Below are 22,794 nucleotides of genomic sequence, written 5' to 3' on the forward strand. Positions count from 1 at the left end.
GGTAATAATGGTTCAATAATTAGCCACTCTTCATCTGTTAAACTGCTTAAATACATAAGTGACAAAACATACTGTTATTTTATCAGTATACTAGATCCCAAATGGGTTCTATAAACTCGGCAGATTCAAAATTATCCTGCCGAGTTTTTTGATCAGTCTGCGAGATCCCCGACTTCTTCAAGAAGTCGGGGATCTGACCACTCCAGTTGATTAGATAAATCAGTGAAGTACCTACAGCGACCTTCGGTACACTGTAGGCTTCCTGTCTCGCTTGCCACTGCTCTGTTAGGAACACTTTTTGATCAAGCTAAATCTGTAATCTAAAATCTAAAATTGATATGACTTCTATTCCACATAAAATTATTGGTGTCGCCGTCATTTGGAATGACCAGCAGCAAGTTTTAATTGACCGTCGTCGTCAGCAAGGTGCAATGGGTGGTTTATGGGAATTTCCTGGGGGCAAAATTGAACCAGGAGAAACCATAGAAGAATGTATCCGGCGAGAAATAGCCGAAGAATTAGGTATAGAAATTGTAGTCAAAGACCATCTCATCACCATCGACCATACTTATACCCAATTGCGTGTAACTTTAACAGTGCATCGCTGTCACCTGTTATCAGGTATTCCCCAACCGCTAGAATGTGAGGAAGTTCGCTGGGTCAGCTTAGATGAATTAGAAAATTATGCTTTTCCCGAAGCTAATGGTCAAATTATCGCCGCTTTAAAAAGTGCTGAGTATAAAGTTCTGAGTGCTGAGTAAAGCAGTTCAGTTAAGAGAATAGTAGCGATAGCGTAACCCAACAAAGTCTGAGTAAAGCAGTCTTTTAACTTTTGACTTTTAACTTTTTACTTACTTATGCCTTCTCCATTTCCTGGGATGAATCCCTATCTAGAGCATCCAGCATTATGGTCTGGGATTCATCATCGCTTAATAACTGCGATCGCTAATGATTTATCACCACAAATTCGACCAAAATATATTGTGGCGATTGAAGAGCGTGTTTATCAAAGTAGCGGTGAGGAATCTTTATTAATTGGTGTTCCTGATGTATCAGTGCAACGAGCGAGGACTAACATCAATCAACCTAATAATATCGCCCTTGTTACTCCCAATGTTGAGCCAATAGAAGTAACAATTCCTTTGCCAGAAGTCATAACAGAAGGTTATTTAGAAATTCGGGCAGTACAAACCAATGAAGTTGTTACAGCCATTGAAGTTCTATCCCCTAAGAATAAGCAATCTGTGATGGGTCGCTTGCAATATGAAACGAAACGTCAAACAGTCTTAGGCAGTTCTACTCATTTGGTTGAAATTGATTTACTCCGTCAGGGAAAACCAATGCCGATTTTGGGTAAAACCATAGAAAGCGATTATCGAATTTTAGTGAGCCGCAGCGAAGTCCGCCCCAAAGCAGAACTCTATGGTTTTAATCTCAAAGATACTATTCCTCAATTTGCCTTACCTTTGTACCCAGAAGACCAAGAACCATTCTTAAATCTCCAAAAGGTCATCAATGATATTTATGACCAAGGTAGTTATGACTTGAGAATTGATTACACTCGTGACCCCATACCTGCACTATCAGTCACAGATACAGCTTGGCTAAGTGAACTGCTGCGTCAACAAGGTTTAAGGTGAAATGAGCAAATGACAAAAAAACTACTCCCCATTCCCTACTTCCTACCTCCGTTTGGTGAGCGCAGTCGAACCACTGCCTTCTGCCATAACATTGTCCGCAAGTAACAATCTATTAATTCAATTCAGTTCATCCCGGCAATTTTCTACAATAATGCCAGAGACTGTAAAAAATGGTGTCAGCAAGCAAATGTCTAGAAATGTTGACGACGTAATGAGCCGCAACCCGATTGTTGTTCGGCCGGAAACTCCTCTAAAGGAAGCTATTCAAATTTTGGCAGAGAAACGCATCAGTGGGCTGCCTGTGGTGGATGATGTCGGTCAACTGGTGGGGATTATCTCGGAAACTGACTTGATGTGGCAAGAAACTGGTGTAACTCCGCCTGCCTACATTATGTTTTTGGATAGTGTGATTTATTTAAAAAATCCTGCCACTTACGATCGCGATTTACATAAAGCCTTGGGGCAAACCGTGGGAGAAGTGATGAGTAAACATCCGGTCACTATTTCCCCCAACAAAACCTTAAAAGAAGCAGCACAAATGATGCACGATCGCAATGTGCATCGCTTACCTGTATTAGATAGCCAAGGTCAAGTTGTTGGCATTCTTACCCGTGGTGATGTGATTCGGGCAATGGCAGCAAGTTAATCATGGTCATTAGTCATTAGTCCTTTGTCATTAGTTAGGAGTTTCTTGACTATTGACTATGGACATTTGACGATTAACTATGGAGATTTTTTAAAACATTTTAGAAGTTAGGATCATTAAATGAGTATTACTCCTGAGTCGGTAAGACAAATGCTCAGTTCTGAAGATTTGGGCGATCGCCTGCGTGCTGTCAATCAAATCCGCGAATTAGAACCCGCAGTTGGTTTAGAACTTGTGCAGATTGCTATAGGTGATAGCAACTCAAGAGTGCGTTACTCAGCCGTGAGTCAGATGGATACACTCGGTAGCCAAGATTTGCAATTGTCTTTGGATATTTTACGTGATCGCTTGATCAATGACCCCGAAGCCGATGTGCAAGCCGCCGCCGCCGATTGTTTAGGTGCGCTCAAATTACACGATGCTTTTGTAGATTTACAGCACCTTTACCACTCTACTAATGAGTGGCTAGTTCAATTCAGCATCATTGCGGCATTAGGTGAATTAGGTGATCCGCGTTCTTTTGACTTACTCCAAGAAGCTCTGTCATCCGAGAACGAATTAGTCCAAACTGCTGCGATTAGTTCCTTTGGTGATTTAGGAAATACCGCCGCAATTCCTTTATTAGCACCATACTCTACTAATCCCGATTGGCAAATGCGTTATAGAGTCGCCCAAGCTTTAGCCAGACTGGGTGGCGCAGAAGCCAAAGCGATATTGGAAACTATGGTGAATGATCAAGTCGAAGCAGTCGCCACAGAAGCACAGAAATCTTTGCAGACTTTTTAGTGATTCGTTAATTTAGGCGATCGCACCGTTGTGAGTTGCAGGTGCGATCGCTCTCCACATCAGAAAAGTCTTAAGATTCTTTGTGTCACAATTGAGGAACAAACAATAAATCCCACAAACGAGCAAGCGCAAGCCTGTGTGCGTGTCTGCCAAATGTTATCAAACACCTATCGCAGTATAGAGTTATTCCGCTTTGATGACCAAACCAAAATAGTGTTTATTTTTGTGAATGAGGAAATTCAAATCATTGTACCCCCTGATGGAAATTGGAGGTTTTTCAATGCGTCCGAATTTTGAAGCTATGACTAACAAAGAATTGATAGCTTATGCGCTGGCACATCGTGAGGATGTAGAGCCTTTGCGTGTACTGTATAGTCGTCGTACTCCAGACTCGGAAGCGACATGGTACGGGCCAATGTTTGCTGAAGATGGTACGCCAATTGAAGAGAATATTCGGATAGCGGAAGAAGCAATTAGACAATGTATTGAACAAGCAGAGAAAAGAAAGCAAGATTCTCAAAGTTAGGTTATCCGCCAAATACTTGCGGCCAAGTTGTCACAATAAAAACGGCGACTGCGGCTACTGCTAACAAACCTTGAATCAAATTTCCGACTAATGTACCGACGACAATTCCAATACCTGCTTTCACTGCTGGCCATAATTCTCGGCGGTAAATAAATTCACCGACAATTGCACCTAATAGTGGCCCAAATAACATTCCGAGTAACGGCCCGCCAAAGGGTAAAGCTGGTAAGAATCCCAAAATTCCTAATACTAACCCTACAACTGCGCCAATTTGTCCCCATTTACTAGCACCTGCTTGTTTTGCGCCGATATAACTGGCTAAAAAATCAACGCCTACACTTAATAGCAAAACAATTATTGTAACTATTAACGGTATCTTAATCGCTGCAAAAGAACCGCTAACAATTCCCCAAATAATAATGGCAGTTAAAATTAAGCTGCTACCAGGAATTGCTGGTACTACAGCACCAATAATTCCCACAACCATTAAGGCAATTAGTAACCAATAAATAATTTGCATAAGTAATTTTTAATTATGAAGCATCAACGCTGATTTGTTGGAGAGTTACGGCTAATTTATCAGCAATGCCAGCAATCCAATTTTCATCTTGTTTGGTGTAACTTCTGGGTGCATTGGCTCCTAAAATCATCGCACCTTGATTGCTAATTGGTTGACAAATTACTCCTTGAGTATTTTCGGGTAAGTAATCAAATTCTATTCTGCCAGGGTAAAGGTTTAAAGCTACTAAATAAACTGGCTGTTGTTTTTCGATAACCCGATTGAAGATTGGCCCTGGTACGACTTCTGATTTAGAACCCAGAATACCGCGACGTAACAAAACTTTGCCTTGATATACAACTACCAGCGATCGCGTGACGGTATTCGTTAATATCAAGTGAGATGCCCAGGCTAGTTCTGTTTTCACGGCTTCTGGTAAGTCTTCTGACAGGATAAAACCTTCTTCCCCAATCAGTTTCACAACTTCAGGCGATCGCGGCTGTACTTGCTGCCAAATTAACCCTGTTAAAATTAACACAGCACTTAAAATTACACCCAACACATCGCCACGGGATTGGGATTCTGTAAGTTCTGGTGTTAATAAACGGTTAATCAGCAAAAGTATAGCGCCTAACCCACCAACAACTATGGGTAAACGGCGCAGAACTCGATTGGGATCAGGTTTAGTCATTTTAAGTGCTGAGTGCTGAGTCACCGAAGTTTGCTCAACGCGGGGAACCCGCGCACGCAACTTCTCGCTGAGTGCTGAGTAATGAACGATAAGATTTCATACTTCACACTTCATACTTTCCTTTACTCTTCTCCAGGTTCAATTATGCGTTGAAACAGATAGCCTGTACCGCGTGCAGTCAGGATTAGTTCTGGGTTACTGGGATCGTCTTCTAATTTTGCTCGTAACCGAGATATATGCACATCTACTACCCGCGTATCTACATGGCGTTCTGGTGTGTATCCCCAAACTTCTTGCAAAATTTCGGAACGAGAGAAGGCTTCGCCAGAACGACTAACTAGCAATTCTAGTAAACTGAATTCCATTCCTGTCAAGCGAATGCGTTCATCGCCTTTGTAGACTTGGCGTTTGTTGGTATCGATTTTGATATTCCCTACGTGAATTACACCCGAACTGGGGATACCCGACGCACCTGTTTTATCGACACGGCGCAAGACTGAGCGAATCCGCGCTTCTAGTTCTTTGGGGGAGAATGGTTTAACTACGTAGTCATCAGCACCTAATTCTAAACCTGTGATGCGATCGGCAACGTCCCCCAAGGCTGTTAGCATAATGATAGGGACATCTGATTCCTTACGTAATTCTTGACACACGCCGTAGCCATCCAGCTTTGGCATCATCACATCCAACACTACTAAATCAGGATCAGATTTGCGAAAAGTGTCCAACGCTTCTTCACCGTCGCCAGCCGTCACCACATCGTAGCCAATCATCGAAAGGCGCGTTTCTAAAATCCGACGAATGCTGGCTTCATCGTCTACCACCAGAATTTTTTCTTTATGACTTTCCAAGTTTCTCAATTCTCCTTAACTAAAATTTTTCATGATTAATTTTTAATACCATAATATTAAGATATCATTCCCACAATTGATTTGAAAAATGCGGTAGAACCCAGTTTTGTTTGACTTTAGATTTCTGTAAGAATTAAGAAAAAATTAAGAATAATTAACTTAATTAAGATTTAAGAATGCCTAAGCCTAAAACCTTTTACATTTGTAACGAATGTGGTGCAGAATCTCCCCAGTGGTTTGGTAAATGTCCTAATTGCGGAACCTACAATTCTTTAGAAGAACAATTTGCGATTCAATCTTCTGTGGATGTCCCCACAAGAGGCGGAGTCAGCAGTTGGCACAAAGAGCAAAATAATGGTAAGCCTAATGCTAAACCAGCAAAACCGCGAGCTTCACTGACTTTTGATCAAATTAGCGATCGCCAAGTCACGCGCTGGGAATCTGGCTATGGAGAATTAGATCGAGTCTTGGGTGGTGGCGTTGTTCCCGGTTCAATGGTGTTAATTGGTGGTGATCCGGGAATTGGGAAATCGACATTATTGTTGCAAGTATCCAATCAACTGGCGCAGAGATATCGTATTCTTTATGTTTCTGGGGAAGAATCAGGACAACAAGTCAAATTGCGGGCTTTGCGTTTGGGTGTGTCTAAACCGATGAATGTAGTTGGGGATGCTAATGATAAACAAACTGAGTCTCAGGAAAATACAGAAGCATCAGAAACATCCGCTACTACCGAAGCATTAGAAGCAGAAACCCCAGAAGGCATGAGTGCAGACTTGTATGTATTACCAGAAACTGATTTAGAAGAGATTTTACGGGAAATAGATTCCCTCAGACCGAATGTAGCGGTAATTGATAGTATTCAAACGGTGTTTTTTCCGGCTTTGACATCTGCACCTGGTTCGGTAGCCCAGGTAAGGGAATGTACCGCGGCGCTGATGAAAGTGGCGAAGCATGAAGATATTACGATGTTAATTGTGGGACACGTCACCAAAGAAGGTGCGATCGCCGGGCCGAAAGTTTTAGAACACTTAGTAGATACAGTATTGTACTTTGAAGGCGATCGCTTTGCCTCCCACCGCTTATTAAGAACCGTGAAAAACCGCTTCGGGGCCACCCACGAAATCGGTATCTTTGAAATGGTAGAACACGGACTGCGAGAAGTTTCTAACCCTTCAGAGTTATTTTTAGGCAATCGTGATGATCCCGCACCTGGTACAGCCATTGTGGTGGCTTGCGAAGGTACACGCCCGATTGTGGTGGAATTACAAGCCCTTGTTAGTCCGACAAGTTACCCTTCTCCGCGACGGGCTGGAACTGGAGTAGACTACAACCGCTTAGTCCAAATTCTCGCCGTCTTAGAAAAACGTGTGGGGATTCCTATGTCTAAATTAGATTCTTATGTTGCTTCGGCGGGTGGATTGAGTGTAGTAGAACCAGCCGTAGATTTAGGAGTAGCGATCGCGATTGTTGCCAGTTTCCGCGATCGCATTGTTGACCCTGGTACAGTTTTGATTGGGGAAGTCGGCTTGGGTGGACAAGTCCGCGCCGTTTCCCAAATGGAACTGCGGTTAAAAGAAGCAGCTAAATTGGGATTTAAAAGAGCGATCGTCCCAAAAGGCACAAAATTTCCTGACCTTAATCTAGAAATCTTACCAGTATCCAAAGTAATTGATGCAATTATCGCCGCCATCCCCCATCAAACACTAGAAGATAGCGATTTCGATCCCGACGATGACGAATAGGTGATAGGTAATAGGGGACAGGTTATAGAATCTCCCCTAAACCCTGGTTACTGAGCGCAGCCGAAGTACACCCCACACCCCTAAACCCTCACACCCCTACTCAACATGACAGCCACCATCACCCAAACCTACCAAATCACTTGGGAAAAACTACCCGAAGATTATATTCTGCCTGATGAACCAGTGGACAACATCAACCAACCAGCCTTAGCCGCAGCCTTAACCCAAAGCCTAGAACTAGCAGGAAAACTCCCAGTTAATGCGCTGACACCAACAAATTACGGCATTTGTGCCACTTTAAACGGTGCAACAGTTGTCAAAGCACCAGATTGGGCATATATTCCTAACATTACAGTCAGCAGAGAAGAAGTAATTCGCAGTTACACGCCGCAATTAGAAGGAGACATCCCCATAATTGTGATTGAATTTCTCTCTGATAAAGATGGCGGAGAATATTCCATCAAACCAACTTATCCCCCTGGTAAATGGTTTTTTTACGAGTGCATTTTAAAAGTACCAAACTATGCAATTTTTGAACCAGCCAGTGGTAATTTAGAGGTTTATTTGTTAGATAACAACACAGGTAGGTATGCCATACAAAGTCCTAACGAAAACCAACATTACTTGATAGCCGACATGAATCTTTACCTTGGTGTATGGCAAGGTACACATGAAAATCGTACAGGTTATTGGTTGCGCTGGTGGGATGAAAATGGACAATTATTATTGTGGGGTTCTGAGTTAGTTGAACAAGAACGCCAACGCGCTGAACAAGAACGCCAACGTGCAGAAAGACTAGCAGCACAATTACGAGCAGCAGGTATTGAACCACAAGATTAAATTTTTGGTCAATACTTCCATAACATAAGCTTTAATCCCGCACCCCACTTTTCCTCATCTGAACAGTGGGGTTTACTCTGTCTGTATTATTTCAGTTCCGGAAACTGCTTAATTGATATTGGATCTATAGCTATCCTTGATAATTTGCGTTCACAAATTAAATAGGATAGTGAAACTTATTTTGCATTGGGCAACGAAAATTACCTCTAAATTCAGTTGTTCAATTACTAACAATCTTAATTCAGTATTAATTATCGTTTTTCTGGTCAATATGCAGTTATCTAAAAACAACAAAAGCGGATATTTAGCAGCAATGCTTGGTAGTCTTATCGGTGCTGTTCCACTTTTATATTTAGGTGGTTATTTAGGTAGAGAATACGTAATTAAATTTATGCCTAATGCTGAATTAGAGGGTATTATACCACCTTTAATGGGTCAATTTTTAGGTTGGTGGATTGGAGAAGTGCTTGGATGTTGGATAGCTTTACGCTGGCAGAATTATAGAAAGGTAAATAAAACAGTTAAATTATTAGCAATACTAACTCCGATTGGGATCATTATTTGGGTTGTAGCCTTTCTTTTTGCATTCCAATTGCTCAATCGTAGTTTTAGTGATACGGAAATTTTGCAATTACAAAATCAAATTAGACCAATATCTGTCGGTTTATGGATAATTGCCTTAGCATGGCTGGCGAGATTTTTAACAAAACCCCTGCCGCGCGATCGCTACACTTATGAGTAAGCAAACCTCCGTGAGAAACAAGATCCCCGACTTCTCAAAGAAGTCGGGGATCTGAACAAACGCAATTCTCTGAGAATTGGACGTAACGCAGTATCTTTCTCGGTGTGTTAAGCGTTACTATAAAGCATCCTAAAATTTAAGGTTTACTTTAATAAGTCATCTCTTAGTTATCATCTAGTTCTGCAAATAAACTTTCTAAGTCTTGACGACCACTAACAATTCGCAAAATAGTGACTCCATCATCAATAACTTGATACAAAATGATATATCCATTTAGTGGTAAGCCACGCAAGGAATCTTTAACATGAGCATAGCTACGCCCCATATTGGGAAATTGAGCCAATTTTTGACACTTATTATGAAATTACCTAAAGATTCTTTCGCCAGCTTCCAAATTTTTATCAAGAAAGTAATTAGCAATATCATTTAGATCACGACTGGCAGACGGCGCAATAATATATCGGCTCATTCCGTACCCTCACGCGCCTTTTGAAACCTGTTGAGTATTTCCATGACTACTGTTTCTCCATCCAAACCTTCCCCTCGTTCGATTTCAGCAATTGCAACATCAACTTTATAGCGAGTTTCTTCTATCCACGAAATGTAGTCAGTATTTAGTTTCTCTAGCAGTTGAAATGCTATATCAATAACCTCATCTGCATTAGTAAATCTACCACTAGCGATTTGAGCTTGGATAAATTGCTCATGTTCAGGCTTGAGTTGGATATTCATAATTGTTGCAATTAGCTTTATTTAAATAGTACTAACTCCAGAAACAGTTTAGGAATTAAAACAACTGTATAACCCCAACTTTTCATAGAAGTTGAGGTTATGAGCTAATCTACAGCGTTTTTCATTCTAATGAGCTACATTTATCTAGCCTCTAGCCCCTAGCCTCTATCCCCTATTAACTTGTACTGCACTCAACCGGAAAACGCTGTATCAGTTTCAAACCACTGCGATACAGTCAATTTCTACCATTACATCTTTTGGTAAACGCGACACTTGAACACAAGCACGCGCTGGGGCTGTATCTTCAGGGAAGTATTTAGCATAAACCGCATTCACGGCAGCAAAATCATTCATATCAGCTAAAAACACTGTTGTTTTGACGACATTGGCAAAAGTCGCCCCAGCAGCTTTTAAAATTGCTTCTAAATTTGCTAATACTTGCTCAGTTTGCTTTTTGACATCATCTGTGTAAACAACATCACCGAGTCGAGGATCGATCGCAATTTGTCCAGCTACAAATATCATTTGTCCAGAAGCTGCGATCGCTTGATTATACGGCCCCACTGGTGCAGGTGCTTGATCAGTATTAATAACTTGTCGTGTCATAGATATTACTTTTTCTGGTGATACTACCTGTTTACCGACTTCTACCTCAGAGGCGATCGGTTTGTAAATTTCTCCATCAGGCATTATCGCACCAGTTAGGTCAGCATCTATAAAGGTTGCACCATAAATATCAGCACCAGTTAAATCAGCCCTTCTCAAATTTGCTTTATTTAGATTTGCGTGGGTTAGTTTTGCCCATCGCAAATTGGCTCTTTCTAAAGTTGCTCCTTGGAGTAGTGCTTTCTTCAGGTTCGTACTTTGAAGCGAAGCCGATGTAAAGTCTACATTAGCTAAATTCATCTCTGACAAATTTACTTTATCCAAATTTGCTCTAGAAAACTTAGTGCTTTGAAGTTTAGCACGTTCTAACTTTGCGTCAGTTAAATTTGCCAGAGTCAAGTCAGATTCTATTAAATAAGCATCAATTAAATTAACATTTGTTAGGTTAGCTTTACTTAGATTAGCTCCAGCTAATGAAGCTACACTTAGGTCTGCATTACTAAGATTTGCTCCACTCAAGTTTGCTGCATCTAAATTTGCAGAAATTAATCTTGCGCTACTTAAATTTATACCTGTTAGTGTTGCTTGTTCTAAATTCGCATAACATAAATTTGCACTACTCAAATTTGACCAACTTAAATCGGCACCATTGAGTTCTGTCCAATGAAATGTTGCTGAAGAAGCGTTGACTGAATTTAAGTTTGTATTTTTTAGACACGCTTTAGTGAGATTTGTATTAGAAAGATTCGCTTTTGTTAGGTTGGTTTCATTTAAATCAGCACCACTCAAATTTGCGCTGTTTAGTTCTATATCACTAAAATCTGCGCCTTGAAGATTTTTTCCACTCAGATTTACCGAATGAAATTTTCTTTCCCCTGCGGCATACTTTTCTAAAAGTTCCTCAGCATCCATAATGCACCACTGACTACCACTGACACAGTATAATCGCAATGGTTGTATGTCACCAGTATTACTTTCTCTGCGGAGATGATATCAAACCACAACGCTGGGAACAGGGAACAAGTAAGTAATGAGTAATAAGTTAGGACTTATACCAATTTTTTATGAAGCTGCATAAAATCTGATCTCCTTGAGCCTCCCCTTCAAAAGACTACGGTGTACACACAAATCCAAATCCGAGTTGAGCGCATCTATCCCGCCTCGGAATTTATTCCAAATCTCATAGCGCAAGTCCTCTCAAGAGGACTCAACAAGAAACTCATTCCAGTCCACTTGAGTAAACCAGGACTTACGCACCAAAATTGTTTGTGGGGATTGGGCGTAGGGGTGAAAGGGTATGGGGTGAAAGGGTTTTGAATACTTACACCCTTACACCCTCATAGCCCTGCACCCTGTTCTAAAACCTTATTTTTTCGTTTCTTTGCGTAAATCCTATAAACTTTGGCTACGAGCCTGAAACTTTAGTTCAAGGCGGGATGCGGTTTAATAGAGCAAATTTTCGGCTTGTGTGTACACCTTAGCTACTCATTACGCATCAAATTGACATCCTATCTCAAAGCATTCATTCAACGTCTTTGATGCGCGTTTTGCGTTCTAAAATTTCTTTCAGTATTAATGTGACGACTGCTAACAGTGCCAAGAGTACAGCCGCAGAAAAGGCAGCTTCAGTTTCATATTGCTTGTAAGCATCTTCGACAAACAAGGGTAAACTCTGAGTTTTGCCAGCAATGTTACCAGAAACTACCGAAACAGCACCGAATTCGCCCATTGCTCTGGCGTTGGTCAAAATTATGCCGTAAAGTAATCCCCAACGAATGCTAGGTAAGGTGACGCGCCAAAATATTTGCCAATCTTTTGCACCCAAGGTTTTAGCTGCTTCTTCTTGGTCACTACCAAATTCCTCTAATACAGGAATGACTTCTCGTGCGACAAAGGGCATACTAACAAAAGCGGTTGCTAATACCATTCCCGGAAAGGCAAAGATAATTTTAATATCATGAGCTTGGAGAAAAGGGGCAAACCAGCCGTTGCGGCCATAGAGTAAGACAATCATCAACCCAGCGACTACGGGAGAGATAGAAAAGGGTAGGTCGATGATACTTAAAACTATGGCACGACCAGGGAATTTATGTCGCGCGATCGCCCAAGCTGCACATAAGCCAAAGACAGTATTTATTGGCACTGCAATTAACGCCAATATAAACGTTAACCAAGCTGCATGGAGAAACGCTGGGTGGGTTAAGTTGGCAAAAAACGGGCCGACTCCTTTTTTAAAGGCTTGGACAAAAACGTTAATTGCTGGAATGTATTGAATTAAAGCTAAATAACCAATTGCAATCCCAATTAAAACTGTCGGAACCCAACTTTTCTGTTCTTTGCGTTTAAATCTTGGCTCATTTACTGTCATATCTTCTCGCCCACGCTTGTAAGAAATTAATTGCCAATAGCAGTATTAACGAAATTGTCAACAACACTACACCAATCACAGTCGCGCCAGAATAGTCATACTGCTCTAATCTCTGGAAAATCAACACCGGCGCAATTAAATCTTGAAAGGGTGTATTAGAAGCAATAATTACTGTTGAGCCATATTCGCCAACTGCACGGGAAAAACCCAAAGCAACACCAGTCAAAATTGTCGGAAATAAAGGCGGTAAAATGACTTTCAAAAAGGTTTGCCATTGAGAAGCACCCAAACACCAAGCCGCTTCCTCAATGTCATGTTCCATTTCTTGCAATACAGGTTGGACAGTCCTCACCACAAAAGGTAGGGAAATAAATATCATGGCTACACCCACACCCAAGCGAGTGAATGATACTTTAATTCCCAGAGGCGCTAACAGTGAACCAATCCAGCCATTATCGCTGTAAACTGTTGCCAATGTTAAACCCGCTACAGAAGTTGGCAGGGCAAAGGGTAAATCTACTGTGGCATCAATTATCCTTTTTAAAGGAAAGTCGTAACGCACCAAAACCCAGGCAATTAAAGTACCAAATACACCATTGAGTAACGCCGCCCCTATGGATGTCACAAAGGTTACGTTGTAAGTTGCCAAAGCAACATCGCTAGTGGCAATTTCCCAAAACCTAGCAGGTGGTTCGGTACTGGCTTTTAAGAACATAGCTGCTATTGGCAAAAACAACATGAATGTTAGATATGCCAAAGTAATGCGCCATGTCCAAGGCAAATTAATCAACTGATGCAGAAATTTCTTCCAAACAGGAGTTTCGGCAACAATGTCTTGAGGTGATGACGGGGAAGATACAGCCATAAAAAAATATCAATTTATCCTGTGTGATTGGTCATTGGTCGTTGAACAATAAAGCCTTGATGTCCGTTTATTGTTCATTGACTCTTGACCATTGACTCTTGACTAGTTACTTTTTCTTTTGGGCTTGAATCTTGTCAAAAACGCCGCCCTCAGCAAAGAATTTCTTGTCAATTTCACTCCAACCACCGTAATCTTTGACTGTGCCTAATGTTTTAACGCTGGGGAACTTGTCTTTGACTTCTTTGCTTTGGGCTACAGTTTCATCAACTGGTCGGAATCCCAATTTGGCAAATTCTTGCTGTGCTTCTGGAGTGTAGAGATATTTCACAAAAGCTTCTGCTACTTCTCGATTACCATGCTTATCAACATTTTTATCTACCACAGCAACTGGGTTATCGATAGAAATATTTACATCAGGAACGATGTAATTTACTTTTTCACCCTTCTGTTCAGCTAACACAATTTCATTTTCGTAGTTGATTAAGGCATCACCTTGACCTTGTTTGAAAAATGCGTCAGTTGCTTCACGGGCATCTTTAGTCAAAATTGGTACGTTATTATACACTTTTGTGACAAATTCTGTGGCTTTAGCCTCATCTCCGCCAGTTTTAATGACTGCGTTCCACAGTGCTAGGAAGTTCCATTTGGCTACACCAGATGTTTTTGGATCGGCGGTAATTAATTTTACGCCTTCTTTTGATAAATCTGTCCAAGTTTTGATGTTTTTCGGATTACCTTCACGAGTAACGATCGCCGCAACGGATTTCGATACAATACCGTTATTTGCAACTTCAGTTTCCCATCCTGGCTCAATTAGTCCGGCTTTCTGAATCTTTTCTGTGTCTCCAGCCAATGCTAGGTGAACTACATCTGCTTCTAAACCATCGATGACGGCGCGAGTTTGCGAACCAGAACCACCATAACTTTGCTTGAAGGTGACAGTTTGATTATGCTCTTGTTTCCACTTCTCTACAAACTTGGGAATAATTGCTTCGTGAGCAGCTTTAGTCACCGCGAAGGAAACTAAGGTGATTTCCACATTGGATTTATTTGCTGCAACAGGACTAGCAGCAGGTGTAGTACCATCACCAGAACTACTGCTATTTCCACCAGAGCAGGCGGCCAGCGCCACACTCAAAATAGCTCCTACTAAGGTGAGTGATACAAAACCTTTGAGTGAATTGAGTCTGAACCGATATGGTCTATTCTGAATTTGCTTCAGGGGATGCTGCCAAAATTTCATTCCGTGTTTCCTCTCAATCTACGGTAAACTGATGTATATATGGTTATATACGATTTATGGTACTGGATGATTGCACGTATTAGTAATGTTTAATTGCAAACTCAATAAAAAATTCATATTCTCTATCGACAATAGGGAGATTGTAACAGTTTTGTTGGCAATTAAAAATACTTAAGTAGTTTTGATGAGGGAGGGAGACTTTATTTATTCTTGAAATAAGTCGCATTGGGGCTGTCTGGCAGATGAATTGGTATTGTTGTTTCGATTAAGATGTTTCTAGCTGTATTCTGAAATCTGCCAACATGAGTTTTAGAGAATGGGCAACCAGGGTGCTATTAATTTCTCTAGTGTTTACTGCTTTGAGTGTGGCACTGTTGATTGGCAAAATTAACCAAGCAAAAATCAATCAAACCACCTCATCAAATCAAGAGATGACGACAGCTTGGAGTGAATATCCTCAAGTAAAGTTGCAATCTTCTAAAAATCAATCAGCCAAGTCTCCAGTCATTCCCAAGCAAAATCTTGGCAGATATCGAACTACAGAGGCTTTTGCAAAATATCAACCAAGATATGAGATTGCCAGAGTAGACCCTAGTAATTATGGCGATCGCTACACTCAAGATATTTACGGTGTCACACTCACCAATCCAGCTATTATCGTACTCCATGAAACTGGTTATTCTGCCGACAGTGCGATTAATTTTTTTCAGACACCCCACGAAGATGAAAGTGTCCAAGCAAGTTATCATTCCTTAATTAAATTAGATGGCACAGTTGTTTATTTAGTCCCACCAGAAAAACGCGCTTTTGGGGCGGCTAACTCAGTCTTTGAAAGCTTTAATGGCGTTGAAACTGTCCAGACTAATCCTAATTTAGCGCCATCTGTCAATAATTTTGCCTATCACGTTTCTTTAGAAACCCCACCCGATGGACGCGGTGATAATTATATTAAAGCTCATAGCGGCTATACCGAAGCCCAATATCATTCTTTAGCTTGGTTAATTGCCCAAAGTCAGGTTCCTGAAGACCGCATTACTACCCATCAACAAGTTGACCGTTCTGGGCAGAAAGTTGACCCAGTAAGTTTTGATTTTGATAAATTCTTGGTTTTACTTAATACCTATCGTCAAATTAGCCCAGTGTATCGGGCGCAGGGGTAATAATATAGCAGTTCTTGGTTGGGTGCAGTACATTTTGACCTTTCTCCTACAAGGCTACGGTGTACACACAAATAAATGAAATGTTCGTTGAGTGCATCTATCCCGCCTCGGAATGAATTCCGAGTCTCATAGCGCAAGTCATCTGAAGATGACTCAAAAAAAATTAATTCCAGTCTACTTCAGTAGACTTTTGCTATCAGCCTGGAACTTTAGTTCTAGGCGGGATGCGTTTCATACTGCCTATTTTCGACTTGTGTGTACACGGTAGCCTTAACAAGAGAGGCTCAAGGGGATCGAAGTTCTATACAGCTTCATAAAAAATTGGTATAACCACACAAAATTAATTTTCCTACTCTCCATCTTTCACTTTCTCTTGTTGATGCCAAGCTTGATAAAAAGCTGGGTAGGGTATACTTTGGGCGCAATGCCATATAATCTCATAGACTTCTGCATCTTCTATGTAGTCTTTTAACTCTGTAACTATTAGTGTAAGCAAACTACTATTGGAAATTTTTTTTAGGAAGTAAATGGCAGCGTCAGCTATAATTTCATCTTCGGTAGTTTTCAAAATTTGAAGTACAGCTTTAGTAGCATTTATATTTATACAAGCAGCTTTTCCCAAACTCATCATTAAACTCTGACGTATATAATTATCATTATTTTGATATAATGTTTCAATTAAATTAGTAATAGTATCAGAGTTAGTAGAAGCTAGTTCTGCTAATCTATTAATTGCAAATAAATGAATACTACTAAAACATCCAGAAATCCACTCAATATGGCTATCATCTATCCTACATGAGATATCGATCAAATCATCTAAAATTGCTAGTCCCTCAATTTTAGTATTCATTTTTATATTTACACCTAACAATCTAATTAAAGTGTTAAATTCATTTAGTTTACTGATGGTCATTCCAATATTATTGATATCTATTCTTTCTAAAAAATCAAGAAATTTTTCTCTATTATTTGCGTATACTTTGGGAATTAGCCAACTAAAATCATATTTTGAAACAGGTTTTTCATGATTTTGTTTATTTACAGACAAGTTAGCCAAAGTAGCAATTGCAAGGGGATTACTAACAGCAAATTCTTTTAATTTGCTGATGGCTTGAATACGCTTGAGGTTAATTGCTCTTGATTGCTTAGATATGGCTGGACTTTTATCTATATAATCAACAATAATTCTGACAGCAAGTTCATGACCAGGGGATTTTTCAAGTAGTATCAAAGCAGTATCTAAAGAACCTCCCTGAGATTCACTAGATTTTAACCGCTTATGCAAGGCATCAACTACATTTTTATAATGTGTCTGTAGAAGTAAATTTTTAGCTATTGCGGCTATAAGACTAGATAGGTGAAAGTGGTGTTTGGGAAAGTTTACTGAACCAAATGTCCATTCAATTAGTTGTTCTATAATTTTGTTAGCAATCTCTCCAGTTTCAAACTCTGCGATACTTACAGCAGCAAGAAAGTATGCTTGCAAACCATAAAATCCTCTACACCCATCATCAAATTCTACCAATGATTTTAGAAATGCTTCTTTTTCAAGCTTGCTCACATCCTCACGTCCCAACCACAGCAAAATCACCTCTTTCCACTGCGGGGCAAAAATACGATAAACGCCTAGCGTGGGGTTGTCGGGAACATGATTCAGAAACTCCTGCCAATCATCAACCGCCAACGCTGCAAAATATTCCTCAAATGTGGGATGGTAAAAAGCGTAAACTTTCTCTTTCGTTGTTGATTCCGCAGCCAGTCCAACTTCATTTAGCCATCCCAACTTTAACGCTAACCAAAATAAAGAATTTTGCTGTTTTGCATCGCCTAATTCCTCACGCACAAACTTATGCCGTAGCCGAAACCGTGATGTTTCTTGATCGATTGCCCGTTTTGCCAAACGTCCCAACGCAGCGTTTAATTCCTCTTGCTGCTGTTCGGTGGTAGGAAAGCGGTTTTCTTTCCACTTGTAAACCTCTTCCACAAACTGCTGATAAAGTCCGGCTTTAGTTTCTGGTAAACCTTTATCGGAACTTTGCCAAGTGCTACACAACAGCGCCAACCGCAAAGGATTTTTAACTAAATCTTGGATGCGCTGACGTTCAGGTTTATCTAATTCCTGCCATAATCTTTCCCCTTTGTCTGCATTTCTGTTGTGAAACCAACGCCCAATAAACTCTTGCACTTGTTGGGGATATGCAAAATTGAGTAACCGATACGTCTCAAAATTTTCTAAAGCATTGGCGTTTGCTTCCCAAACATTCACTCGACAAGTCAGCACAACCCGCGCATTTTTTACCCATCCCGTCAATTGCTGGGAAATCTGGGTTAATGGTTGGGGTGAAGACATTTCATCTGCTGCATCCAACAACAACCACACAAAATTATTCTTGAATAAATCTGCAAAAAAGTTTTCCTGTTCTTCTTTTACACGCACCACTTTTAAAGCTTTCTTTAGCCAATTTTGCAGCAGATAATCTTCTACACTTTTTCCTTGCAAGTCTGCCAAAGAAATCCAAATTGGTAAACCCAGATTCTTGTTTAATATCCAAAAAGCTATAGTTTGCAACTGAGTAGTTTTTCCCGCACCCGGTTCTCCAATTAATGCAATGCGGTGTCCTTGAGTTTTACCAACACCATCACGGATAATTTGCTCTAAAAAAGCCTGATGTTCAAATCGCTGCTTTTCTTCATAACTCGGTTCGTAAAGTCGTGAACCTTGTTCTGGGGAAATATCCTCGCTGCACTTGTTCGGTTTTTTACGCTCCACCAATGCTAAAGGTACATGAATTTCCTCTAGCTCAAATTTCATGTCATCATAAGCAAAGAAAAACTCATTTGTGGTGAGACGCTTGTGCTTTTTGAGCATAGTGCCACAGATGTTTTGCCAATGGAAGCTATTATCTGTTGTTTGTTCCTGGGATGTTTCTTTTAAATTTGGCTTTTGGTGGTATTCCTTCCATCTCTGCTTAACCACTTCCAGATTATCTTTTATCGATGCTGTCTGATGTTTTAGCGTCAAGGTAAATTTCCAATAACCTTGATTATTTGCAGCTTTTTTTGGTTCTCGCAGTCCTAACTTCCATAGCCAGTCAAGTGCAATTTGAACTTCCTGTAACTCTCTTTTCTCCTGAGAAACGTTAGATTCTGCTTTTTGCGGGGGAAGTTTTAAAGTTTTGCCAGCATTTTTAATTTGGTTGAGTAAATATTCCTGTTTTGTCCCAACTTCAATTATTTTGCTTCTGTTTCCTCTTGTTGATTGGCTTTTATATCCGGTAATTTGCAGCTTATTAGCATTCCAGACAACGCAAAGTGGAAGTTTTGACTCACATTCTTGCTCTTGTGACAGTTGTAGCAATGCTTCTACCAGACTGAGTACATTGTCTAAAGCTGATTCATCCTTACGAAGATTTCTTGACATCAGTCAAATATAAAGAAAATATAAATAATTTGTAATTACCCAAACAAACAAGCTTCCCCAAGCCGCAAAAGCTGACGATACAAGCATTATAGACTTTGTGTGGGGGATGTGTCTGGGGAAACACCCAAAAAAATAATTCACCTTGTCAGCTTAAAAACAAGGTGAGTTCAGATGTCAGCTAAAAAATCAGGTAAGAGTGCAAGTCAAAAAGCTATTACTTTCTTGCTAATTCTGCAAACAATATTAATTGGCGTAAATGCCGAAAACCGCCTTCAGCAAGGAGACTCAGCAATTGAGGTTTTAATGTGGATGATTAATCAGTGTATTCCAGTCTTGAAACAAGCTAGGAGTTTGCAAGAAAAACAAAAAAAGAGCTTGTTACCCAGACATCGCTGTTCTGAGGAGCAATAATATTACAAGCCACTCTTTGCAGAGCTACGGTGTGGTGTACACAAATCAAATTACCCCCCTTGGAAAGGGGGGAAAAAGAGAAATCTAGTTCCCTCCCCTTTCCAAGGGGAGGGTTAGGGTGGGGTAAAACCTTGTTAATCAGCTATTTCAGATTTGTGTGTACACCATAGCTTTAGCAAGAGGTGGGCTTCTTTAGGTTAAATATAGGACTTACGCAAAAACACTCTCGAATCCTCTTAACTTCGTGTCCTACCCTGCGGGAAACCGCTATCGCGTCTATGCGCCCTTTGTGGTTCGTTTTTTCATGATTCTGCGTAAGTCCTGAAATAAATAATCAAGTGAACAAGCTTATTTGTTCACAACGCAAGTTTATTCATTCACAATACAAGTCTATTCGTTCACAGCACAAGTTTATTCGTTCAAAATACAAGTCTATTTATTCACAACACAAATTCATTCATTCACAACACAAGTCTATTCGTTCACAACACAAATCTGTTTTCAACGATTTATTATTTTTTGTCGTAAAAATACTGAGTTAGTAATCAAACCTTATTACAAAAAACATCTTATTTTGTAAGTTTTACTGAACCAATAAATCGCTTTATTGAGACACCCTAGAAAGATAAAGTTTAGTAAAGGGTATTCATTGATGCCACGCAAACAAAAAGGCTCTCCGGTACTAGAAAAAACAGAACAGAGATTAATCGGATTTAAATCAATTGATTCTAGCTTGGACTTTGGTGATTCCATCAGTTTAAACCATTTAACTGAGTTAACAGAGCAACTCCGCCAGGAGCTTGACCAGTATAATATGATGCTAACTGCCCTTGATACAGCCAAAGCAAACATACAAACCCTGGAAAAGACCATTCGTGAAACTTCGGAACGCTTGGTTAGTGGTGTGGTGTTGAGGTATGGCAAAGACAGCCGAGAATACGAAATGACAGGTGGAGTACGCAAAAGCGATCGCATTCGTAAAGCCACCATTACCCGGTTAAAATCGACCGCAGACTCAAAATTAGCTTCTACACAGACGGCGTAACAAGCAACAAATAGGCATTATTCATACTAAAAGATGCCCATTGCTTTGCGATCGGCATCAATAAAAAATCTAAAAAAACTGCTAGAAATGGGGCGCTGCATATAGCAATCTTACATGAGATGTAAAAATTGAGAGGCTCAGATCCCCGACTTCTCAAAGAAGTCGGGGATCTTGTTCTTCACAAATGATTTAGGACTGCTATATTTGTGGGATGAATTATGTGGTGAGTCTAAATCCTCCACTAATTAATTTCAGACTTTAGACTTCACACTTCAGACTTTAGACTAATCGCGCCACAAGGCAATTCCGCCTAACAAACCCGTAACATTGGGTATGAGTTTAACATTTAAAGGTAGTTGTAAATTTACTTTTACAGCTTCACCACCACCGATATAAAGACAATCATAATTAAATAAATGCTGCAAAGAAGCGATCGCTTTTTCTAAGCGCCTGTTCCATTTCTTCTCGCCATACTTTTGTAACGCTGCACGTCCTAATTGTTCTTCGTAAGTCTGGCCTTTGCGAAACTGATGGTGTCCCATTTCCATATTTGGTACAAGTTTACCATCGACAAATAAAGCCGAACCAAAGCCAGTCCCCAAGGTAATTACTAACTCTACACCTTTACCAGCGATCGCACCTAAGCCTTGCATGTCTGCATCATTAATTACTCGGACTGGTTTATTCAAACGTTGGGATAATGCTTTAGCAAAATCAAACCCAATCCAATCAGAATGTAAGTTAACTGCTGTTTCTGTGACTCCGCAGCGCACTACACCCGGAAACCCCACCGAAACCCGATGAAAATCACCTTGAGAATCTGCTAAAAGTGCGATCGCATTAATTACGACATCTGGTTTAGCTGGGGATGGTGTATCTACCCGCGCCCTATCTGTAACGGGAGTTCCGGTAATATCCAAAACTATCGCCTTTACACCGCTACCACCAATATCAACTGATAAAGTGCGAATTGAGCCATTGTCATCAACCATTGATTCTTCCTTGTTACTACTTGTTCTTTGGCTATTATGCTTCTTTGTTTCTGGTAATATCCTGATGTGTTGAGACTCTTCACAACGCCTAAAATTAAAATGACGCGATCGCAGTAATATGCACAGCTTTATTCCCCCAGAACGCTTTTTTCCTTACCTGACTTGGACTGATATCCAAGATATGCCCAATAAAGAAAATGTGGTAATTATTCAACCAGTCGGGGCAATTGAACAACATGGCCCCCATTTACCATTGATTGTAGATGCGGCGATTGGTGTTGGTGTTTTGGGGAAAGCCTTGACTAAATTAGATGCAAATCTTCCCGCGTATGCCTTGCCGACTCTGTATTATGGGAAATCTAACGAACACTGGCACTTTCCTGGCACAATTACCCTCAGTTCCGAAACCCTGACAGCCACAATTATGGAAGTGGGAGAAAGTCTTTACCGGGCTGGGTTTAGAAAATTGGTGTTGATGAACTCCCACGGTGGACAACCCCAAATCATGCAAATGGCGGCGCGAGATTTACACGTTAAGTATGATGACTTTTTAATATTTCCGTTGTTTACTTGGCGTGCGCCCAATATTACCAAAGAATTGCTCACACCCAAAGAAGCCAAATTGGGTATGCACGCCGGAGATGCAGAAACTAGCATTATGTTGGCAATATTACCAGAACAGGTAAAACTCGAAAAAGCTGTGGCTGAATACCCACCAGAACAGCCAAACAGTACTTTAATTAGTTGGGAAGGACAGTTACCAGTATCTTGGACAACAAAAGATATCAGTAAAAGTGGCGTGATTGGTGATCCAACAACCGCCAGCAAAGAAAAAGGCGATCGCATCTTGGAATCTGTCTCTGACGGTTGGGTGCAAGTCATCCAAGATATTTATGCTTTTAAGCTACCAGAAAGCATAATCTAGATTTGCTAGTCTAGAAATAGTAACCCCACGTTAAAAAATATATTAATAGTCAAGACT

Annotated in this window: 23 protein-coding genes and 1 pseudogene; 13 read left to right on the plus strand and 11 right to left on the minus strand. The window is 40.5% G+C overall.

What is annotated here, in order from left to right:
* Positions 1-338 precede the first annotated feature (338 nt).
* From mutT to H6G79_RS20615, 6 genes are all read left to right on the plus strand, one after another.
* A complete protein-coding gene (gene mutT, locus H6G79_RS20595; protein ID WP_190591241.1) occupies positions 339-761 on the plus strand; it encodes an 8-oxo-dGTP diphosphatase MutT in 423 nt (140 codons plus the stop codon).
* Positions 762-857: 96 nt separating this feature from the next.
* Positions 858-1,640 carry a DUF4058 family protein gene (locus tag H6G79_RS20600; RefSeq protein ID WP_190591242.1) on the plus strand — a complete coding sequence of 261 codons (783 nt, stop codon included), beginning with the start codon at positions 858-860 and terminating at the stop codon, positions 1,638-1,640.
* A 187-nt stretch (positions 1,641-1,827) separates the two neighbouring features.
* Positions 1,828-2,286, plus strand: coding sequence for a CBS domain-containing protein (locus tag H6G79_RS20605; RefSeq protein ID WP_190591315.1), 459 nt, complete (start codon positions 1,828-1,830; stop codon positions 2,284-2,286).
* Positions 2,287-2,406: 120 nt separating this feature from the next.
* Entirely contained in the window at positions 2,407-3,072 is a 666-nt protein-coding gene (nblB, locus tag H6G79_RS20610; RefSeq protein ID WP_190591243.1) for a phycobilisome degradation protein NblB, read from the plus strand.
* A 105-nt stretch (positions 3,073-3,177) separates the two neighbouring features.
* Positions 3,178-3,369, plus strand: a complete 192-nt coding sequence (locus H6G79_RS37755) for a DUF6888 family protein (RefSeq protein ID WP_396019812.1) — start codon at positions 3,178-3,180, stop codon at positions 3,367-3,369.
* Positions 3,353-3,598, plus strand: coding sequence for a DUF6887 family protein (locus H6G79_RS20615; RefSeq protein WP_190591244.1), 246 nt, complete (start codon positions 3,353-3,355; stop codon positions 3,596-3,598). The genes H6G79_RS37755 and H6G79_RS20615 overlap by 17 nt, the downstream gene beginning before the upstream one ends.
* 1 nt (position 3,599) lies before the next feature.
* On the opposite strand, the gene H6G79_RS20620 is transcribed toward H6G79_RS20615, so the two are convergent.
* From H6G79_RS20620 to rpaB, 3 genes are all read right to left on the minus strand, one after another.
* Positions 3,600-4,118, minus strand: coding sequence for a DUF456 domain-containing protein (locus tag H6G79_RS20620; protein WP_190591245.1), 519 nt, complete (start codon positions 4,116-4,118; stop codon positions 3,600-3,602).
* A 13-nt stretch (positions 4,119-4,131) separates the two neighbouring features.
* On the minus strand, positions 4,132-4,788 hold the full coding sequence (locus H6G79_RS20625) for a cofactor assembly of complex C subunit B (RefSeq protein ID WP_190591246.1): 657 nt from the start codon (positions 4,786-4,788) through the stop codon (positions 4,132-4,134).
* A gap of 122 nt (positions 4,789-4,910) precedes the next feature.
* Entirely contained in the window at positions 4,911-5,639 is a 729-nt protein-coding gene (gene rpaB / locus H6G79_RS20630) for a response regulator transcription factor RpaB (RefSeq protein WP_010997963.1), read from the minus strand.
* Positions 5,640-5,815: 176 nt separating this feature from the next.
* Between rpaB and radA the strand changes: the two genes are divergently transcribed.
* From radA to H6G79_RS20645, 3 genes are all read left to right on the plus strand, one after another.
* Positions 5,816-7,384 carry a DNA repair protein RadA gene (gene radA / locus H6G79_RS20635; protein ID WP_190591247.1) on the plus strand — a complete coding sequence of 523 codons (1,569 nt, stop codon included), beginning with the start codon at positions 5,816-5,818 and terminating at the stop codon, positions 7,382-7,384.
* Positions 7,385-7,489: 105 nt separating this feature from the next.
* A complete protein-coding gene (locus tag H6G79_RS20640; protein ID WP_190591248.1) occupies positions 7,490-8,224 on the plus strand; it encodes a Uma2 family endonuclease in 735 nt (244 codons plus the stop codon).
* Between the two features lie 169 nt (positions 8,225-8,393).
* Positions 8,394-8,966: a hypothetical protein gene (locus tag H6G79_RS20645; protein ID WP_190591249.1), complete on the plus strand. Its 573-nt coding sequence runs from the start codon at positions 8,394-8,396 to the stop codon at positions 8,964-8,966.
* A gap of 163 nt (positions 8,967-9,129) precedes the next feature.
* On the opposite strand, the pseudogene H6G79_RS36855 reads toward H6G79_RS20645, so the two are convergent.
* From H6G79_RS36855 to H6G79_RS20675, 6 genes and pseudogenes are all read right to left on the minus strand, one after another.
* Positions 9,130-9,315 (minus strand): annotated as a pseudogene (locus H6G79_RS36855) (type II toxin-antitoxin system RelE/ParE family toxin); the annotation flags it as partial.
* A gap of 116 nt (positions 9,316-9,431) precedes the next feature.
* Positions 9,432-9,698, minus strand: a complete 267-nt coding sequence (locus H6G79_RS20655; protein WP_190591250.1) for a type II toxin-antitoxin system ParD family antitoxin — start codon at positions 9,696-9,698, stop codon at positions 9,432-9,434.
* Between the two features lie 216 nt (positions 9,699-9,914).
* Positions 9,915-11,216 carry a Rid family detoxifying hydrolase gene (locus tag H6G79_RS20660; protein ID WP_190591316.1) on the minus strand — a complete coding sequence of 434 codons (1,302 nt, stop codon included), beginning with the start codon at positions 11,214-11,216 and terminating at the stop codon, positions 9,915-9,917.
* A 610-nt stretch (positions 11,217-11,826) separates the two neighbouring features.
* A complete protein-coding gene (gene cysW, locus H6G79_RS20665; RefSeq protein ID WP_190591251.1) occupies positions 11,827-12,672 on the minus strand; it encodes a sulfate ABC transporter permease subunit CysW in 846 nt (281 codons plus the stop codon).
* Positions 12,659-13,537, minus strand: coding sequence for a sulfate ABC transporter permease subunit CysT (gene cysT, locus H6G79_RS20670; RefSeq protein WP_190591252.1), 879 nt, complete (start codon positions 13,535-13,537; stop codon positions 12,659-12,661). Before cysT ends, cysW begins: the two co-directional genes overlap by 14 nt.
* Before the next feature lie 106 nt (positions 13,538-13,643).
* Positions 13,644-14,780: a sulfate ABC transporter substrate-binding protein gene (locus H6G79_RS20675; protein WP_190591253.1), complete on the minus strand. Its 1,137-nt coding sequence runs from the start codon at positions 14,778-14,780 to the stop codon at positions 13,644-13,646.
* A gap of 302 nt (positions 14,781-15,082) precedes the next feature.
* Between H6G79_RS20675 and H6G79_RS20680 the strand changes: the two genes are divergently transcribed.
* Positions 15,083-15,940, plus strand: a complete 858-nt coding sequence (locus H6G79_RS20680) for an N-acetylmuramoyl-L-alanine amidase (protein ID WP_190591254.1) — start codon at positions 15,083-15,085, stop codon at positions 15,938-15,940.
* A gap of 349 nt (positions 15,941-16,289) precedes the next feature.
* Here H6G79_RS20680 and H6G79_RS20685 read toward each other — a convergent pair whose 3' ends face one another.
* Positions 16,290-19,364, minus strand: a complete 3,075-nt coding sequence (locus H6G79_RS20685; RefSeq protein WP_190591255.1) for an NACHT domain-containing protein — start codon at positions 19,362-19,364, stop codon at positions 16,290-16,292.
* A gap of 171 nt (positions 19,365-19,535) precedes the next feature.
* On the opposite strand from H6G79_RS20685, the gene H6G79_RS20690 reads away from it, so the two are divergent.
* Positions 19,536-19,775: a hypothetical protein gene (locus H6G79_RS20690; RefSeq protein ID WP_190591256.1), complete on the plus strand. Its 240-nt coding sequence runs from the start codon at positions 19,536-19,538 to the stop codon at positions 19,773-19,775.
* Positions 19,776-20,427: 652 nt separating this feature from the next.
* Entirely contained in the window at positions 20,428-20,820 is a 393-nt protein-coding gene (locus H6G79_RS20695; protein WP_190591257.1) for a hypothetical protein, read from the plus strand.
* 284 nt (positions 20,821-21,104) lie between these two features.
* On the opposite strand, the gene H6G79_RS20700 is transcribed toward H6G79_RS20695, so the two are convergent.
* Complete coding sequence (locus H6G79_RS20700) at positions 21,105-21,812, minus strand: ROK family protein (RefSeq protein WP_190591258.1); 708 nt, start codon at positions 21,810-21,812, stop codon at positions 21,105-21,107.
* A gap of 118 nt (positions 21,813-21,930) precedes the next feature.
* Here H6G79_RS20700 and H6G79_RS20705 point away from each other — a divergent pair, with 118 nt between their 5' ends.
* Positions 21,931-22,737: a creatininase family protein gene (locus H6G79_RS20705; RefSeq protein ID WP_190591259.1), complete on the plus strand. Its 807-nt coding sequence runs from the start codon at positions 21,931-21,933 to the stop codon at positions 22,735-22,737.
* The last annotated feature ends 57 nt before the right edge of the window (positions 22,738-22,794 follow it).

Origin of the sequence: Anabaena sp. FACHB-83 (genome assembly GCF_014697485.1) — a bacterium.
Classification (GTDB): domain Bacteria; phylum Cyanobacteriota; class Cyanobacteriia; order Cyanobacteriales; family Nostocaceae; genus Nostoc_B.

What these genes read in the sequence shown, in the direction of transcription:
- mutT (WP_190591241.1), top strand. Translation starts at nt 339, where the DNA reads ATGACTTCTATTCCACATAAAATTATTGGTGTCGCCGTCATTTGGAAT.
- cysW (WP_190591251.1), bottom strand. Translation starts at nt 12,672, where the DNA reads ATGACAGTAAATGAGCCAAGATTTAAACGCAAAGAACAGAAAAGTTGG.
- H6G79_RS20675 (WP_190591253.1), bottom strand. Translation starts at nt 14,780, where the DNA reads ATGAAATTTTGGCAGCATCCCCTGAAGCAAATTCAGAATAGACCATAT.
- H6G79_RS20655 (WP_190591250.1), bottom strand. Translation starts at nt 9,698, where the DNA reads ATGAATATCCAACTCAAGCCTGAACATGAGCAATTTATCCAAGCTCAA.
- H6G79_RS20690 (WP_190591256.1), top strand. Translation starts at nt 19,536, where the DNA reads ATGTCAGCTAAAAAATCAGGTAAGAGTGCAAGTCAAAAAGCTATTACT.
- H6G79_RS20695 (WP_190591257.1), top strand. Translation starts at nt 20,428, where the DNA reads ATGCCACGCAAACAAAAAGGCTCTCCGGTACTAGAAAAAACAGAACAG.
- H6G79_RS20700 (WP_190591258.1), bottom strand. Translation starts at nt 21,812, where the DNA reads ATGGTTGATGACAATGGCTCAATTCGCACTTTATCAGTTGATATTGGT.
- H6G79_RS20605 (WP_190591315.1), top strand. Translation starts at nt 1,828, where the DNA reads ATGTCTAGAAATGTTGACGACGTAATGAGCCGCAACCCGATTGTTGTT.
- H6G79_RS20620 (WP_190591245.1), bottom strand. Translation starts at nt 4,118, where the DNA reads ATGCAAATTATTTATTGGTTACTAATTGCCTTAATGGTTGTGGGAATT.
- H6G79_RS20685 (WP_190591255.1), bottom strand. Translation starts at nt 19,364, where the DNA reads ATGTCAAGAAATCTTCGTAAGGATGAATCAGCTTTAGACAATGTACTC.
- cysT (WP_190591252.1), bottom strand. Translation starts at nt 13,537, where the DNA reads ATGGCTGTATCTTCCCCGTCATCACCTCAAGACATTGTTGCCGAAACT.
- H6G79_RS20625 (WP_190591246.1), bottom strand. Translation starts at nt 4,788, where the DNA reads ATGACTAAACCTGATCCCAATCGAGTTCTGCGCCGTTTACCCATAGTT.
- H6G79_RS20600 (WP_190591242.1), top strand. Translation starts at nt 858, where the DNA reads ATGCCTTCTCCATTTCCTGGGATGAATCCCTATCTAGAGCATCCAGCA.
- radA (WP_190591247.1), top strand. Translation starts at nt 5,816, where the DNA reads ATGCCTAAGCCTAAAACCTTTTACATTTGTAACGAATGTGGTGCAGAA.
- H6G79_RS20615 (WP_190591244.1), top strand. Translation starts at nt 3,353, where the DNA reads ATGCGTCCGAATTTTGAAGCTATGACTAACAAAGAATTGATAGCTTAT.
- H6G79_RS20705 (WP_190591259.1), top strand. Translation starts at nt 21,931, where the DNA reads ATGCACAGCTTTATTCCCCCAGAACGCTTTTTTCCTTACCTGACTTGG.
- H6G79_RS20680 (WP_190591254.1), top strand. Translation starts at nt 15,083, where the DNA reads ATGAGTTTTAGAGAATGGGCAACCAGGGTGCTATTAATTTCTCTAGTG.
- nblB (WP_190591243.1), top strand. Translation starts at nt 2,407, where the DNA reads ATGAGTATTACTCCTGAGTCGGTAAGACAAATGCTCAGTTCTGAAGAT.
- H6G79_RS20640 (WP_190591248.1), top strand. Translation starts at nt 7,490, where the DNA reads ATGACAGCCACCATCACCCAAACCTACCAAATCACTTGGGAAAAACTA.
- H6G79_RS20660 (WP_190591316.1), bottom strand. Translation starts at nt 11,216, where the DNA reads ATGGATGCTGAGGAACTTTTAGAAAAGTATGCCGCAGGGGAAAGAAAA.